Source organism: Leptospira sarikeiensis, from assembly GCF_004769615.1.
GTDB lineage: Bacteria > Spirochaetota > Leptospiria > Leptospirales > Leptospiraceae > Leptospira_B > Leptospira_B sarikeiensis.
The window spans coordinates 120,849-137,216 of the sequence record NZ_RQGF01000007.1 but is presented as its reverse complement, the minus strand read 5'-3'; the positions used below and the strand labels follow the sequence as shown (position 1 = coordinate 137,216).

8 protein-coding genes are annotated in these 16,368 nt (G+C 41.4%); 5 read left to right on the top strand and 3 right to left on the bottom strand.

Going from position 1 to position 16,368, the window contains the following annotated elements; all coding sequences use genetic code 11:
• Nucleotides 1-603 precede the first annotated feature (603 nt).
• The 3 genes from EHQ64_RS01750 to EHQ64_RS01740 all read left to right on the top strand — a co-directional run bounded on the left by EHQ64_RS01750 (nt 604) and on the right by EHQ64_RS01740 (nt 10,698).
• On the top strand, nt 604-4,206 hold the full coding sequence (locus EHQ64_RS01750) for a hypothetical protein (RefSeq protein WP_210410797.1): 3,603 nt from the start codon (nt 604-606) through the stop codon (nt 4,204-4,206).
• Nucleotides 4,207-4,238: 32 nt separating this feature from the next.
• Nucleotides 4,239-7,337 carry an Ig-like domain-containing domain gene (locus EHQ64_RS01745; protein WP_135647787.1) on the top strand — a complete coding sequence of 1,033 codons (3,099 nt, stop codon included), beginning with the start codon at nt 4,239-4,241 and terminating at the stop codon, nt 7,335-7,337.
• 217 nt (nt 7,338-7,554) lie between these two features.
• On the top strand, nt 7,555-10,698 hold the full coding sequence (locus EHQ64_RS01740; RefSeq protein WP_135647786.1) for an Ig-like domain-containing domain: 3,144 nt from the start codon (nt 7,555-7,557) through the stop codon (nt 10,696-10,698).
• A gap of 63 nt (nt 10,699-10,761) precedes the next feature.
• Here the strand turns inward: EHQ64_RS01740 and EHQ64_RS01735 are convergent, their stop codons facing one another.
• On the bottom strand, nt 10,762-11,496 hold the full coding sequence (locus tag EHQ64_RS01735) for a FecR family protein (protein WP_135647785.1): 735 nt from the start codon (nt 11,494-11,496) through the stop codon (nt 10,762-10,764).
• 10 nt (nt 11,497-11,506) lie between these two features.
• Complete coding sequence (locus EHQ64_RS01730) at nt 11,507-12,901, bottom strand: hypothetical protein (RefSeq protein ID WP_210410801.1); 1,395 nt, start codon at nt 12,899-12,901, stop codon at nt 11,507-11,509.
• Between the two features lie 355 nt (nt 12,902-13,256).
• Here EHQ64_RS01730 and EHQ64_RS01720 point away from each other — a divergent pair, with 355 nt between their 5' ends.
• Both EHQ64_RS01720 and EHQ64_RS01715 read left to right on the top strand, forming a co-directional pair.
• A complete protein-coding gene (locus tag EHQ64_RS01720; RefSeq protein ID WP_135647907.1) occupies nt 13,257-14,228 on the top strand; it encodes a sensor histidine kinase in 972 nt (323 codons plus the stop codon).
• Complete coding sequence (locus tag EHQ64_RS01715; RefSeq protein ID WP_135647783.1) at nt 14,225-14,965, top strand: LytR/AlgR family response regulator transcription factor; 741 nt, start codon at nt 14,225-14,227, stop codon at nt 14,963-14,965. Before EHQ64_RS01720 ends, EHQ64_RS01715 begins: the two co-directional genes overlap by 4 nt.
• A 194-nt stretch (nt 14,966-15,159) precedes the next feature.
• Here the strand turns inward: EHQ64_RS01715 and EHQ64_RS01710 are convergent, their stop codons facing one another.
• A complete protein-coding gene (locus EHQ64_RS01710) occupies nt 15,160-16,125 on the bottom strand; it encodes a lipin/Ned1/Smp2 family protein (RefSeq protein WP_135647782.1) in 966 nt (321 codons plus the stop codon).
• Nucleotides 16,126-16,368: the final 243 nt, after the last annotated feature.

Sequence of the window (16,368 nt, the reverse complement as noted above, 5' to 3'; positions counted from 1 at the left end):
ATTCTGAGATTTATTCAGGCTTTTATTCGTAAATTTCAAAAGTTTGTAAATCCAGGGTGTAACTTTGTATCGTATTTTGGCTCATTCTATGGATAATTTTAAATAATCTAAATATTAATTAAGTGAAAACATAAAAGGTTATTATTAAAAATTTTTCTCTTCAAGTATATCCAGGCTTTAAGAAGCATATCATTATGCTTGTTCATTTATTGAGTTTAAATTACTAATTGAATTTAGAATATAATTAACTTCCTATCCTCCCACTCAATAAAAACTTTCCAAATCGAACTATCGTTCAGTCGGATTTCTTCCCTAAATCACGCTTTAGAACGCGATTTTAAGTGATATTCTGAAAAAATAAGGGACGTATAAGAGCATTAAAAATAACGTACGTTATCTCAAAAACTGACAATTATAGTGAAAAAAGTCCTTGTCTATACCGTTATAATATGTACCAGTATAGCGATCGATACACGATTCGAACAGTTGATATAAAAAAAGATTGAAGGTTTTTCAGAACTGCGGTATAAATAGAATCCGCTCTGGTTTTGAAAGATAACGATTGTTCAAAAAAGCGAACACGGACCCAGAGAGGTTTAAGGGATGAAGATGCGGCCAATAGGGGAATTCACTGGGGTACTTCTGCGACTCCAAGTTTTTAAGAAAAATATAATTTTCTTTTCTCTTATATTATCATTATCTGGAGCCTGTTCTCACGCCGGAACCGACACCAACGGGATTTCACAATTTTACGATAATACCGACGATTACAAAGGTGTTTCTCTCTTCTCCTTCTTAAATCCTTACCCAGTTGTTAAGAGTTTTTTTACCGGTTTAGACCCTGTTGGGTTCAATGAGACCCTGGGGGATGCGCTCTCTCAAGCTCCAAGAACTGATAATTTAGGCACAATTCGGGCACTTGAATCCGCCATGCTCCAGAGTAGAACGAGCGTCCAAACGCTTTCTTTGGGGCTTGCTGATATGATCGAGAAGATGCAAACTTCTAATCCTGCTGCATATTCTTCAATCCAACCTGTTTTTGAAAAGATCCGTCATTATAAAAAGCCAGTGGTCCGTAACCTGATGCCGATTGGTGCAGGCCAACTTTTGATAGAATATAATACTAAATCTGCAAATGAGATCACCACATCCATTCACGATACTGCGGATCTTTTAATAGATCCGGATACTGTGGATACAATGCATGATATAGAGGATTTTCTCTACAAAGGACTTCGTAAAAATACAACTTTCCGTACAGGTTTGGAAGATTTACTCGGAGGATTTTTCGCTCCTTCTCTTTTAACGGATCGTTCTTTGAAAGAAGGTTTTATTTCTCTAATATACGATTTCGGCGAGATGATGTATAAGGCCGCAGGGTTTGAGGATCAAATGACTCCTCAAACTTCCTTTAAACAATTCATCATTCATGCGGAGAATTTTTTTACCGCAAATACCGCTTCTCCAGCTGAACTTGCTTCTAGTCTTAATGAATATTCTACGAATTCAGCTTATAATTCTCCGGGTGGTTCTTTAAAACCTGCAGAATTGCGCACGATGTTAAGAGATCTTTTCGTTGTGATAAAGGCTCTTATTTTTCCATCAGGAGATGTTACGGTAAATCTTCTGAAAGAATCTGCGAAGAACGCATATACTTTAGATTTTATGCGAAATTCTTCCGGCTCTAGTCAGACTTTTAAAGATCTTTTGCAGTTAGATGGTGACGGTAGAAACCGCCAAACCGATATCGAAAGCCGCCCGAATTCTTCTTTAGAGACCTTATTTATAATTATCACTCTCGCAAATAATTACGGATATAGATGGAATCCTACAGGAACTCAGACCCAAAACAATGCTTTGACTGATACCGGCTCCATTACGACCGGAGGAGAATTAACTCTGGGAGATTCCATGTTCAGTATGGGATCGATCATAGGTTCTGCGGATAATTTCAATTTTAAGAATATTACGGAATTGAGTAGGACCAGCTCTAAAGTTTTTAGAGACGGTGCAATTTATAAGATCGGGTTTAATTCAAGGGTTTTATCTATTTTAGAAGCCGCTTCTAGAGGAGAAGCTCAGCCGGTTACGGATACTGCATCCGAAGCTTCTTTCGATAAATTGTATAATAAAACAATTCCATGGATGATGGATTGGATCGTTAAAGCTACTTTAGAGGGATACGGACCTTATTATAGCAAAAAGGACGGGAGCGGGAATCCGATCGCGCCTAACGGGAATGTTCTTCAATACAATCCTTCTTGGAATACTTCTCAATACTATGTGCAAATTGATCCGGGGACCGGTGGAGAAAGAAGGATTTATTTGGGTGGAGTGGATCAAACTGCTGCTTCTGCCGTATTACCTGATAAAGGTTTTTATTCTCTAACAGAAACAGTTCCTGCACCTGTTCAGGTTTCCAGTGACGAAGAAGCATTTTATAAAAACTTACAATGGCTTCTTTACGAAAAAAGATTCGTAGCAGTTCTTCCGGTTAGAGCTCGCCTCGCTTCTACGGTTACATATGCAGAAGCATTGTTTATTACTGCGATCGGAAACGGGCTTCTCGGAATGATGAACCTGGTGCCGAATTGTGGACCTCTGAAAAATGATTGTACTAATTATAATGGTTACTGGGCGAAAAAGGGAACGAAGGTAAAAGATTATTCCGTTCCTGCTACCGGTCTTCAGGATATTTCGAACGAGCCTGGAGATTCAGTTTTCTTAATGGAAGGCTGGGGTTACGGATTGGCTGGAGATGAAAGTTTCCAAGTTACTGCAGTATATTCCGCTTTATTCCCATTATTAATTCCAAATCCGGATACTACCTATGGGATGATCCCTCCTGTTATTTCTCAAAATGCAGGAACGATCAAACAACTAGGTTTCTTGGGAACTACAGATACTCCTCCTTCTCAAGTTACCACAAATTGGGACAAACGAAATCGATTAACTCCTTTTATAGTGGCATTAGCAAAGGCGATGGGAGATGACGCAAAAACTCCTGCGAACCGTGCTGCAGGAAGAAATCCGTATAAGGTACTTACCGATTTAGCGGAGATCTTTACTCGTCCGTATTTGTTCTATGGACAGGACACAACTGCAGTGACTGGGAATAATTTACCTGCCACTCCTTCTTTTAATCAGATCAGAACTGTTGGTATAGGCTCCGGAATACGTAACCCTGCTGCGACTGTTGTGGAATACAAACCTTCTAAAAATTATAGGACACTTTTAAGTGTTCTAATCGAAGGGAACAAACTGGACGGAAGTAATAACGAGACTATCGAAAGAAACCGTATGACCGACGGTCCTTTGGATCTATTAAGTAAAACTGATATTCTTTCCGGTTTGATTAAGTTTACCACAAACCTTGGAGATCCTGCTAAAACCGACGCAAGGGACAAGATTATGAACGGTCTGTCCGGTGTTTTGGGCCAAACGAAACTTTGGTCCGAATGCGGAGGAGAGGCGAACTTCCAAACGAATTGTCCGAACCAATTCGCGATCGATGAACCGATTGATTGGTTAGTATATCGTATCGCAGATAAATATGACGATAGGCCTCGCGCGAATTTATACGATCCTACTTGGATTAAGATCGATGACTTAGTTAGAAGGATCCGCGATTATATTTCTAGATCATCCGGATGGTCCTTAGTGAAATCCTTGGACTTCCTATTGGATCTCTTGTTGGATATCCAACTCACTGCTGCAGAAGTTACGGATACTTTGGATCTGATCTCTTCCTTGTTCTATGTAGGAGATATAAGCGATCCGAATAACTCTGCGCTCGATACTAGGACTTATACAGTTTCGGACATTCTGACTACAAGTCTTCCTCCTGTATTGGATTCAATGGCTCCTTATGGAAGGAACTTATACGCAACCGGTTATCAATTGGGTAAACCTGGCAGCTTCTTCAGTTTCTTGGAAAAGAACGCGAACATGTCAGGCCAATATACCGTAGAAGATCTATTTCAAAATACGAAAGTGCTTCTGAGATCGGATATGATCCAAACTTCTCTTATGGACAACCGTGCCTTCTTGTATTCCGCAGGAACATTGATCGGTTTGTTTGGAGATATTTATGAAAGAGGGCGTCGTTTCTCCGGATCCGATTCCTTCTTCTATGACAATTGGAATAATGGACAGCCCACGTCGACATACTGGGACGATTTGAATGCGATATTCTCACTAAGATGAAAAAAAGATATAAAACGGGATTACCGACCAAAATGAAGATGCAGACATTTACTAGATTTTTTCTTATCAGTTTAATATTCATTTTCGCATTGATCAGATGCGGTGGAGAAAAACAAGGAAGTCTATCCGACGCTATTTTTTCCACCTTAGGGATCGCTACCGATTCAGGAGGAAGTCTACCTCCTAGCGCTTCATTAACTCCTTATAAAGATACGGACGAGCCTGCAGTACTCCCTGTGGATTTCGGAACTGCAGGTCCTCAGGCATTATTAAATCTTTCTGCTACGGACCAAGTGGATCGTTACAAAAGTTTAGAGATCGTATTTTCAGAACCGATGCAACAGTCGACCGTAAATGGTGACTTCGTATTGACCGAAAAAACCGGAACTCTTTTACCGGGCCCTGCTTCTCAAAAAGGTGGAAGTTTTTATTGGAAATCGGGTGGCCGTTTGATCTTCGATCCGTATAAAGAATTAAAACCTAATACTACATACAAACTGACTCTTACCGGAGCTTCTAAAGGTTTGGAAGGCGGAGACTTACAGGCTTATGCCATCGAGTTTACCACAGAGCCTGATTATTTGATCAGTGCAACTTTGAACGGAACTTCAGTTGGGCCTGCGAATTCATCTAAAGATTTAACTTATGTAGATGCGGCGCCGGGAACGATCGCAATGAACTTGAATGCAAGTTTTACTTCTCCCGTTACCGGAACTAACTCAATTCAAACGATTAAGTTAAAACACTTGAGTTCCACTGCAGAACATGTGATTTGCGCGGCTCCTCCTTGTGATATGACTGCTGCTTTAGCTTCTTCCCTGAATCTCAACTCCTTCTCAGGAGGAAAAGCTACTTTAAAACCTTTTCAAGGTGGGAACTCCTACATTTTCGAGATCACTACTGCGAACGGTAAGGTTTTTAGAAGATCCTTCGGATTCAATTACGGAAAAGTAAATACTACTCCGTATGCTCTTATCACGAATGGGGCTGCTGCGATCGTAGATGAAACTCAGGCTTTAAAATTGTTCGGACAGATCTTAGAAAGATTTACTAAGAACGACTATAAGATCACCGGAAAAAGTTTCTCAGATTTTTCAAACAATCCTAAGAGCACCGCTAAAAGAACAAGTTATTGTATCGATTATCATTCGGAGATTAGTTTTATTCGTAGTTTTGGAGACTCTACTGATCCGGATAATGGGGACGGTTATTGCGGTGGCGCAGGGGTGAATCCAGGCGCTTTCGTAGGGAACGGTTGTTTCCTTGGATGTTCCGATTTCGATATGGATGTTTATATTACTGGGGTGAATATTCCAGCGATGACCGGAACCGATCCTACAATTACTGCTGGCCTCACTGTTCCTGCGAATAATAACCTTAAGGTTAGTATTAACGGCCGTAAGGCGATCATCAATCTTGCGATCATCGCGAGAAACCGTAGTTCTATTGGTTTGGGCCTTGTAGGTTCCGGAAGTAAATTCTATTTCACTACTATTGCGGAAGTGAACTTAAATGAAACAACAAGTCCCCGTGCAGCAGTGGCAAATACGAATACTTTAGTAGATTCGAATGGAGAATTTAATATCGCGATTAAAACTCCTTTAACTGCAGCAGCTCTTCCTACAAATGTGGCCACAGACAATTTTTATACGAAGGAATGGTCGGACCATTTGCGTGTAAAAAATAACGCAGGCACTTTGGATTCCGTGGACTATGTGGATTCCACTTCTTGGGCAGCGGATCTTCTTTCTTCCGTAACCGCTTCGATCGCGAATGATATGGTTCCCGCTTTGAAACCTGCGATCACTCAGTCCATGTTGAAAGACGTGATCCAGAAAGTTGCACCGAATGCTTTAAATGCAGTCGTAACTTCTTTGGCTAATCCTGGATTGGATGTGGTATTGCCTGATTATCTTCCGACTCCTCTTCAAAGTTTCCCTCTTTCTTTGAAATTAAAATTTCAAACAGACGTAGTTCCGACTGTTTCGGGAGCGAATAAAGGATTAGTTGGATCCGCGTCAGTCGCTCTTGTAGCTAAAACTCCTTTGGGAACTTCCGATCCGAACTATCATGGTCATCAATTGGCTACAGGATTTGTAAGCACACGTCCGGTTCCAACTGCGGACGCTTTAACAAAAACGTTTCCTTTCTCTAAAAGTTCCACAAATCCAGGACTTCTTCTTACTCTAACTGCAGACACTGTTACTCAAGCTGCGTATAGCCTCTGGCAGAACGGAGCCTTGAATTTAAGGATCAATAAACCGTTTATAGATTCTATCACTGCATATGCGGGGACTGATCCTTTGTTCCAATTGACTCAAGAATTGGTGAAAGTGGGAACATTGCTGAACATTCTCGCTCCAGGTAGATCGACTCTTGTAGGTTTGAATCCTTCCGATTCTTCTAAATTGGTCCAGAATGTGAATTCAAACGATGATGTGGACATTGATGTTTACGCGATCCATGCTCCGAACGGAGAGTTTAAATTCGGAGGAGCGAATTCCATTCCTGCTCTAACCGTAAACTTTACGGATTTGGAATTGAGAATTTATGGAAGAAGGCCCAACGGAACTCAGATAGGATATCCAACATTAAGTTCAATTACTTGTTCATCTGCTGCGGCCGACAATGCTGCTAACTCTTGCCGTTATCTTTTGAATACGGTAAGGGTAAGTTTAAAAGGAGATGGTTCATTCAATTTTATTCCATTCGTGAACCCTGATCCTGTAAATAAGCCTCAGTATAATAATCTGAATGCGATGAGCCTTGTGATCAAAAAAGACGAAAACAGTATGGCATATACTCTGGATATTTTGGAAGGGGGTTCTGTGAATCCATTTGGATTGGATCCTAAGGGAATTTTCCAAGTGGTTGATCCTCTAATCCGTTCTTTGATCATTCCTTTGGTGAATAATGTTCTCCGCCAAGTGCCGTTGCCTAAGTCATTGAATGTTTCTGCGATTACCAATTATTCGAGTGGTGCAGTATGTAATCTTCAATCTACGACGGATAAGTTGAAGTTGATCACTATTCCGATCCCGAATACGGAACCTTATCCATATCTATTCGGAGGGTTGCAGTTCCAAGGAGCGGCCGCTACGAATCCTGGATCTGTGGTGCAGTGTCCTTAAGTTATTTTAAATTTAGGAATTTGATGTAAGAGAGGTAAATCGGTTAATACATTAGAAGAAGATAAATAAAATCCTAAACCAAAGTTTTCTCCATAAATTGAAAACAAAACCTTAAGGATCGGAAAAGTTTTCTGATCCGAGGTTGGATAGGCACTGACGAGTGCCGATTCCGGCCGAACGCGAATGAAATTATGCGATTAGAATGTGGAGAAAAAAAATGGTTACCGGATTGGGTGAAAGAGAACATAAAAATTTAAAACGGACGATTGTTATAATTTGTCTGCCGGCCCTTCTATTACTTTCAGGATGTAAAGGTTCCGAAAAGGGAGGAGGAATGCTGGATTCTTTCCTAAGTTCCATTGGAATTCCCATAGACGATGGCGGCTCAATCCCGGGCGCTTCTAATAATATCAATTATACTGAAACCGATACTCCTGCTCAATTGCCTGTAGATTTCGGGACTGTCGGCCCTCAGGCTTTACTGAACCTGGCGACTTTAACACAGGTGGACCGTTATAAGAGTTTGGAGATAGTTTTTTCCGAACCGATGCAACAGAATACGGTGAAGACTGATTTTGTTTTTACGGAAGATAACGGTACTTTATTGCCAGGACCTCCTACCGAGAAGGGCGGTTCATTCTATTGGAAATCGGGTGGGCGTTTGATCTTCGATCCGTATCGTGAATTAAAAGCAAATACCACGTATAAACTTACCTTAACCTCCGTTTCCAAAGGATTGGAAGGGGGAGATCTTCAACCTTATACGATTAGTTTCACAACCGAGCCGGATTATTATATTACGATGTCCTTAAATGGTACCGGCGTTGGACCGGCTAATTCCCAAAAAGATCTAACATATCTAGATGCAACTCCTGGGACTTTGGCGATGAATTTAAACGCAAGTTTTACGAATCCTAGTAATCCGAATCAAATCCAGTCCATCAAATTAAAACATATGAGTTCGAGTGCCGAGCATGTGATTTGTGCGGCTTCTCCTTGCGACATGACAGCTCCGCTCGCTTCTTCTCTTAATTTAAATTCTTTCTCCGGAGCGAAAGCAGGACTAAAACCTTTCCAGGGTGGAAACGCATACGAATTCCAAATTACTACCGCTGATGGAAAAACTTTCAGAAGATCTTTCGGATTCAATTACGGAAAAGTAAATGCTACTCCGTATGCTTTGATCGCCAACGCTGCAGCGGCTGTTTTTGATCAGGCCCAAACTCTAAAACTATTCTCGAATATTTTAGCGAAGTTTGCTCATGCAGATTTTAAGATCACAAATAAAACGTTTAACGATTTTTCCGGATCTCCTAAAACCACGGACGTAGGTCCTTTGAGAGATCCAGATGGAAACGGGAATTTTTCGGATAGAAGATGTATCGATTTCTGGTCCATTACCGCGAATGATTTTCCGATTTCGGTGAATTATGTGAAAACATACGGAGATATGGCCGGACAATATGGTAACGGATATTGTGGGATCGCAGGAAATACCGGAGCATTCAATATTACCGCAAGTTTCGCCGGAAATCTCCCGATGTGGTTGGATGTTTATATTAATAATGTGGTGGTTCCTCCATTGGCTCCGGATGGAACTACGAATATTACGGATTCCATATATGTACAAGCGGATGGTGTTTTAGGGATCGATCTGTATGGGAAAAGGTCTGTGATAGATATTACCACTATAGGTTATTCCCATGACTGTACGGTCCTCGCTTGTTTATTAGGAAATGATGATACTTATGCATTTTCTACTTCCGCTACTCTGAATAATAGCGCACCGTATAATTCACGTCTGGCGAGAGCAAAGGCTACTTCTACTTTCGATTCTTCTGGAAATATTTCCGTGGTAATCAAAACTCCTTATACTCCTACGGATCCGATCACTGGCAATTTTTACGTATCGGAATGGACGAATAATCTTTCTGTTGCTGGTGTAAATTTACTTGCGGCTACGGATACTCTGGGTTCCTGGCTATCTCCGATCACTGAAAGTGTAGCGAATGGCGCGGTTCCTCAAGCGACTCCATATATCACTCAGTCTATGTTAAGGGATATTGTAGAAAGAGTTTCCGTTGCAGCGATGAATGCAGTTCTTGTTTCTTTAAATAATCCTGGATTAGATGTTACTCTTCCTGATTATCTTCCTGCTCCTCTAAATAATTTCCCACTTTCTTTGAGGTTAATGGCCCAGAATGATGCTGTCGTAAAATCGGATGGAACGAATAAAGGGATCTTAACTTCCGCAAGTGTGTCTTTGGTAGCTAAGAATCCATTGGCAAATACGGATCCGAATTATCACGGCCATCAGTTGGCGACCGGATTTGTGAGCACTCGTCCGATTGCACCAACTGCTGCTATGACTAAAGATTTTGCTTTTAGTAGAAGTAATGCAAACCCTGGATTACTTTTAACCTTGAATGCAGATACAGTGACTCAGGCAGCTTATAGTCTTTGGCAAAATGGTGCTTTAAATTTAAGAATTAATAAACAGTTCATAGATCAGATCAAGGCCTACGCAGGTTCTGATCCTCTATTCGAACTTACTCAGGAGTTAGTCAAAGTAGGAACTCTTCTGAATATTCTATCTCCAGGAAGACCTCTTGTAGGTTTAAAACCGGGAGATCCTACAAAGTTTGTTCCGAAGGTAAGTGCTACCGACGATGTGGATATCGATGTATACGCGATCCATGCTCCGAACGGGGAGTTTAAATTCGGGGGAGCAAGTGCTCTTCCTACATTGGTCGTGAACTTTACGGATCTTGAATTAAGGATTTTTGGAAGAAGACCTCCCGGAACGGATGTGAGCACTGGTGGTGCAGCTGTTCCTTGTAGCGCTGCCGTTGCGGATTCTGCCGCGAATAGTTGTCGTTACCTTTTGAATACAGTTCGTGTAAGTATTAAAGGGGATGGATCTTTTAATTTTATTCCCTTTGTGAATCCGGATCCTACCGGAAAACCTCAATACAATAATCTGAATGCGTTGAGCTTGGTGATCCGAAAAGACGAAGCGAGTATGTCTTATACGATGGATATTTTAGAAGGACCGAATTTTAACCCATTCGGTTTGGACCCTAAGGGGATCTTCCAAGTAGTGGACCCTCTCATCCGTTCCTTGATCATTCCTTTGGTGAATAATGTTTTAAGACAAGTACCTTTACCTAGCTCATTGGCTTTGGATGCGATCACGAATACAAGTAGCGGAAATAAATGTGCATTACGGTCGACTACTGATAAGTTGAAATTGATCACTATCCCAATCCCGAATAGCCAACCGTATCCGTATCTATTCGGAGGTTTGCAGTTCCAAGGAGCATTTGGAACAAATCCAGGAGATGCGATTGTCTGCCCTTAAACCTTAAAAAAAAAGAGGCCCGAATTTGGGCCTCTTTTACTTTTCAAAAATTGAATATACGGTTTAGATCTTTCCGCCACCGTACGTTTCGTCAGTCGGAACTGCATCCTCAGGAGTCCAACCTTGTGGAGTGTGACAGGAAAGGCAGTTTTTTAGGGAAATATTCTTCTTCATCAAATCCTTGAATGGTGGAAATGATTTGAATTTTACTATGATCCCGTCGTAGGAACTTCTCTTAGGCTCTGCTCCATCTCCAGGATAGTATCCTCCATTTCCCTTTTCCTGCATAGTTCCGTCTTTTGGATCACCGCTTCCGTTCATTAGGACCTTACCTTCACAAGTACAGAAGGAGGAATCTTTGGACTTTACGTCGTGGAATGCGGAGAACGCAGTTCCTCTGACTCCTGCAGTAGTAGTCGGAGTGGTTACTTCGAATTTTTTACCTTTCAAGTTAACAAGCTGGAACCAGGCAAATCCACTTTGCACTTCCAGTTTTCCATCTTTGGATTCGTTATATAGGCTCGAAATTTTTAGTTTGGTATTCGGTAATACTTTAAACTCGGATCCTTTATAAAGTAGGGTAGTCTTAGAAGCGTTCCCTGTTGAAACGATATCTCCTTCAGAAACCAAGTCTCCTTGCTTCAATACGCTCCAATTTCCCTTTCCTGCCTTCTGCAGTTGGACCTTTCCGATTAGGAAAGAAACTCTTGCATCCTTCTCTTTAGTTTCTTGGCTTATCAGGACCAAGGAACCTATCGAGAGGGTTAAGCTTAAGATCATCCACACTCTTAGTTTCATATAGTTCTCCTTAAAATTCGATGGTAGTCCAAAGGGTTAGCTCTTTGGTCAGGCGACCGTATGAAACGATCCCATTGTTCGGTCCGCCTTGGAACTGTTGTAAATATTCCGCCTTCGTTCTTTCGATTCCGGATCCATCCACATAAGATTGTTCTCTGTCCCCGTCCTTATCCCTATTCCTGGATTCGGTATAGCCGAGTGAAACACGTAAAGAATCCGTAATATTCCATTCAAAGAATACTGATCCTCTTCTGAAAGAAGATCTGACAGCATAACCGGAAGAGTTTACTAAGGGACCGAGAGTATTGGTTTGTACATTCCAATAATCCGATTCGGGAGTTCCTGGCATGACTTGATTGATCTGAGCGCGATTTGCAGCCAAAACTCCGTCTCTTCCGGTCCCTCCTTCCATTCTTCCCACGATCCTAAAATCTCCCCATCCCAAAGACAACCAGGCATACGCAGCATTCCCTACGGAATCCAAGCCGGGAGATAGGATCGTTCCAGGTTGAGAAAGATCTCTAATATCTCCGCCTCTTTGTTTTCGGAATAGATATCCTAATCCGAAGTTAAGAATTTTTTTACGATCAAAATTAGCTTCTACCGCATAAGAGTCACTTTCTAAGGAACGAACATCTTTTCTGAGGTTAGTAGCAGGGTTATTGTCGGAGGCAAGACAGGAAGTTCCTTCCCTACAATCTGTTGGAGAAGCTCCCGTTGAGTTTGCGGATCTATAAAAAAAATGTAAACCGATCCGATTCTCTTCTCCTATTTTAGGTTCATAGGAAAGTCTGGAGGAAATATCAAACCCGGTTGAGTCAGTATTCTGAGTTTGTCTGTAACCTTCTCCGTTTGATAAAACAACTTGAGCGGATAAGGTATCCCATTTGGCGGTTCCGCCTAGACCGATATCTGCAGGAGCAGGTGCAAATCCTAAACTTTCCAATGGCCCCTTATCCACATATCTCCATCTCCAATAATTTTTCCATTGGGTGTAAGTGTGTGGGAGTTCCTGCATTCCGAATGCGAGTGAGTATTCTCCAATACCTGTTTCCCAGGTTTTTCGGATCAAAGCCCTTCTGATACCGAGAGTATATGGATTTGATTTTGTTCCCCCATCCATTCTCGTGTCTGCGCTGATCTGCGCGGAACGAATTAATTCTCCCCATAATTCCAGGTTGATCCCTGTTTCTTTAAATTCTTTGTTTATAGTTAAAAGTGTCCATGGAGTGGAGAACCCAGGCTCTTCGTTCGGGTAAGTGCTAGTGAGTCCGGAGGCCCCATCCTTTATTCTTTGGTTATAAGAAGGGGAAACGATCCCTCCTATTTTCAAACCGTAGAAACCGTCAGGTTCGTCCTTCTTAGTTGTAACAATCTCTTCCGCAGATAGATGTACGGAACCCATAATAAAACATGCGGTGGTGATCAGTTTTCGAAACGCGATCCTTTTCAAGGAAGCCCCCTCCGATTGCCCAACGACCTATAACGTCGTGAAGAAAAAATTTCGTTTAGATAAACCTATCCTTTCTCTTCTGTCTACCAGACTTTCTTTTTAATAGGCAGGTCGATCCGATTTCCGTAGTTTTCGTTCGACTGGAATAAACGATACTTTGCTTGGAATAAGATTGTAAAAAGGGAATCGACGGGTTAAAAGAATAGAGGATCAGTGGAATCGAAAGGGAAAAAAATTTTCGACTAATTATTCTATGCGCACTTTTAAGATACTTTTTTGGCTAACCATCAATACGGTCATCGGGACCATGAATTCCCTGTTAGTCGCTCATAATTCCAAGGCTCCTTTTTGGAAGGTGTTCTTGGCAACTCAGGTAACCACACATTGTGTATGTTCTATTGTAGAATTTTCCGTAGAGTTCTTGAATCGGATCAATCGAGGCGCATTCTTTACGGGTGCATTCTTAGTTGTGGCCTCCGTATTTGCATCCGTTTTGGGTGTGGCATCCGGAGGAATTATACATGTTCTATTATTAGTGGGGGAAGGTGGGGGAGTAGAAAGGCCTCATGGAGGATCCTATAATATTCTTTTAAGCAGCCTGATACTCGCATTATTCATTTCTTTCTTGGAAAAATCCATGCAGATCCTGATCGAAAGAAGGAAGAAGATGGAGATGGAACTGAAGGACATCCAATACAGGACCTTTCAGAATCGGATGGATCCCCATTATCTATTCAATACTTTGAATACCATACATTCTTTATTGGTTACGGACCCTGGGAAAGCGGATAATGCGCTTATTTTGTTATCCGAAACATATCGATTTCTGTCGGATAGGATTTTCGAGAAGACCATTCCTTTCTCTGAAGAATGGGATTTTACTGTAAATTATCTGGAATTACAAAGGATCCGCTTTTCGGATTCGCTTACTATAAAGATCCGTAAAACCGGGGATTTTTCCAGGTTGAGAATACCTCCTCTCACATTACAGCCATTAGTCGAAAATAGTTTTAAACACGGATTGGAAAACAGGTCCGAAGCCGGGATCTTGGAGATCAGTGCATTCGAGAATTTTGGAAGAATAAAGATCGAAATTAGAAATAACGGAAGCGAAAAACAGGAACATCAACTGTTACCGGAGAATAAGAAGTCCGAATTTTCCAGAACCCTAAACAATATAAAATCCAGGCTGGAATACAATTTTGGAGAAGCTGAGCTAAAATTAGAGAAGGATAAATCCGGAATTACCACATTAAAACTGGAATTCGCATCAAGATGAGCAACGTAATTTACAAAGTTTTAGTAATCGAAGACGAGGTCCCAGCCAGGGATCTACTCAGAAAATTTTTAGAAGATTGGCCTCAGTTCGAAGTTTGTGGGATCGCAAGAACAGGTTCCCAGGCAATCGATCTATTGAAAAAGGAAAAGTTCGATCTTGTTTTTTTGGATATCAACTTGCCCGAAAAAACTGGTCTACAGGTTTTGGACGAGATAGGAGAAGAATGGCCTGTTTTAGTATTTACCACCGCGTATCGTGAACATACTTTAAAGGCATTCGAAGTAGGTGCCTGCGATTATTTACTCAAACCTTATACGAAAGAAAGATTTTCTTCCTGTATGGAAAGAGCTCTTCATCATCTTCAACTCAAATCGATCTCTAACTCAAGAGGCTCCGGTGAACCGGATCCTGTTTTTGTTTTTCGCGACGGCGGTCTGATCCATAGAGTTCTTTATGCTGACCTATACTATCTGACCGCAAACGGAAAACGTTCCGTTCTTCATACCAAAGATGGGGATTATGAAACTGCAAAATTGCTTGGAGACCTGGAGAAGGAACTTCCTAAATCCGATTTTTTACGGATCCATAGAAAACATATGGTGAACCGAAATTTGGTTTCTGCAGCAAAATCCCAAGCGGGCGGTGCATATACTCTTTATCTAAAAGATGAGGACGAGACAAATCTTCCAGTAGGAAGAGAATTTGTAGACGGGGTCAAAAATCTCTTCGGTAAATAAGACGCAGAGATGTTTCGCACAGAGGACACGGAGCTCACGGAGTTTTGAATTTTCCTCTGTGCTCTCAGTGAACTCCGTGCGAAATTTGCCTTTACGAAAGTTCGCAAAGCCCGAAGGTGTTTCACACAGAGAGCACGGAGTTTTGTTTTTTATCCCTGTGTTCTCAGTGAACTCTGTGCGAAAATTCTAAATTCTTAGTAACAAGAAGCGGATTGTGGAGTGCTCGCTACTACTGTGTTGTAGTGGAGAGAGTAGTTTCCTGTGATCGCTTGGGTCCCTTCTTTTCCGGCATGTTCTCCGATGATCCAGGTATCCGCTTTCGGAATTCCGCCCGCAGCATACGCACCAATATCCGTAGTCGCATTTCCATAAGCACGGATAATATCTAACCCAACAGTGTTTCTTAGATAGCTAATATAGTCTGTTTTGTAACCTTGCACATTCGCGCCCAATGCGTCCGAATGAGGATGATAATGCCAAGACTTCATTCCTTTTAAAGGGAACCATTCTCTTGTATCTTTTGTATTCCAGTAAGGACGGCCGGTTAGATACACGATCTGATATCCTTTATTACGATATGCATTCACGGTTTCCGGAGCGTAATAATATGCGTCCGCGATTTTAATCCCTGTATAATCTGCAATAGCTTCGAAATCGTTTGTTGTCAAAGTTCCGTCCACATCGAATAAAACAGTCTGTCTTCCCGGATCCGCAACAGTCAGATATCCATCTGTAGAACTCAAATCTCCTTCTACCACCATTCGGACGATATAATCTCCTGTGGCGCGAACTCCAAGATTAGCTGTGATCTTACCGTCTCCGTTGGTTGTGTATCTTCCTACGTAGTTCCAACCGCTTAATCCGGTTCCGTAAATATAAACATGAATGTATTCACCTTCCAAATCCTTATGTAATACTGCATCGTAATCGAATTTTCCTACGATTGTTGCAGAAGATCCGGATCTTACGATGGAATCGAATACCATATGATAAGGTACAAATAAACCGGATAAGATCGTATTTCCGAAATTCCGGAAATTTCTTTTTGCAGGTTTTGTAAACGCAGGTGGGTTAGAAGGGGTATTGTAATCTGGACAATCCGCTGAGAGTCCGTTTAATCCGAATGACACTAACCAAAGGGTCAGCAATAAATAACGCATAAAATTTCTCCAATTCATTCTTTTCAAAAATCTTTTTGCTTCTTTAGCAGCGCCGAATATAAGAGAAGGAATTGGTAGTGCAAGTAGAAAGCGAATTGAGTCACAAACGCGACCGTTACAAAATAATTTATTTTATAACGGTTACGAAAAGAATTCGTAACTTTGTGAAAGACTTATTAAGAAATACTTATATTTGAATTATATGCGATGGATGTTGAGTTTGTTTCGCACGAAGAACACTGA

What these genes read in the sequence shown, in the direction of transcription:
- EHQ64_RS01750 (WP_210410797.1), top strand. Translation starts at nt 604, where the DNA reads ATGAAGATGCGGCCAATAGGGGAATTCACTGGGGTACTTCTGCGACTC.
- EHQ64_RS01745 (WP_135647787.1), top strand. Translation starts at nt 4,239, where the DNA reads ATGAAGATGCAGACATTTACTAGATTTTTTCTTATCAGTTTAATATTC.
- EHQ64_RS01740 (WP_135647786.1), top strand. Translation starts at nt 7,555, where the DNA reads ATGGTTACCGGATTGGGTGAAAGAGAACATAAAAATTTAAAACGGACG.
- EHQ64_RS01735 (WP_135647785.1), bottom strand. Translation starts at nt 11,496, where the DNA reads ATGAAACTAAGAGTGTGGATGATCTTAAGCTTAACCCTCTCGATAGGT.
- EHQ64_RS01730 (WP_210410801.1), bottom strand. Translation starts at nt 12,901, where the DNA reads ATGGGTTCCGTACATCTATCTGCGGAAGAGATTGTTACAACTAAGAAG.
- EHQ64_RS01720 (WP_135647907.1), top strand. Translation starts at nt 13,257, where the DNA reads ATGAATTCCCTGTTAGTCGCTCATAATTCCAAGGCTCCTTTTTGGAAG.
- EHQ64_RS01715 (WP_135647783.1), top strand. Translation starts at nt 14,225, where the DNA reads ATGAGCAACGTAATTTACAAAGTTTTAGTAATCGAAGACGAGGTCCCA.
- EHQ64_RS01710 (WP_135647782.1), bottom strand. Translation starts at nt 16,125, where the DNA reads ATGCGTTATTTATTGCTGACCCTTTGGTTAGTGTCATTCGGATTAAAC.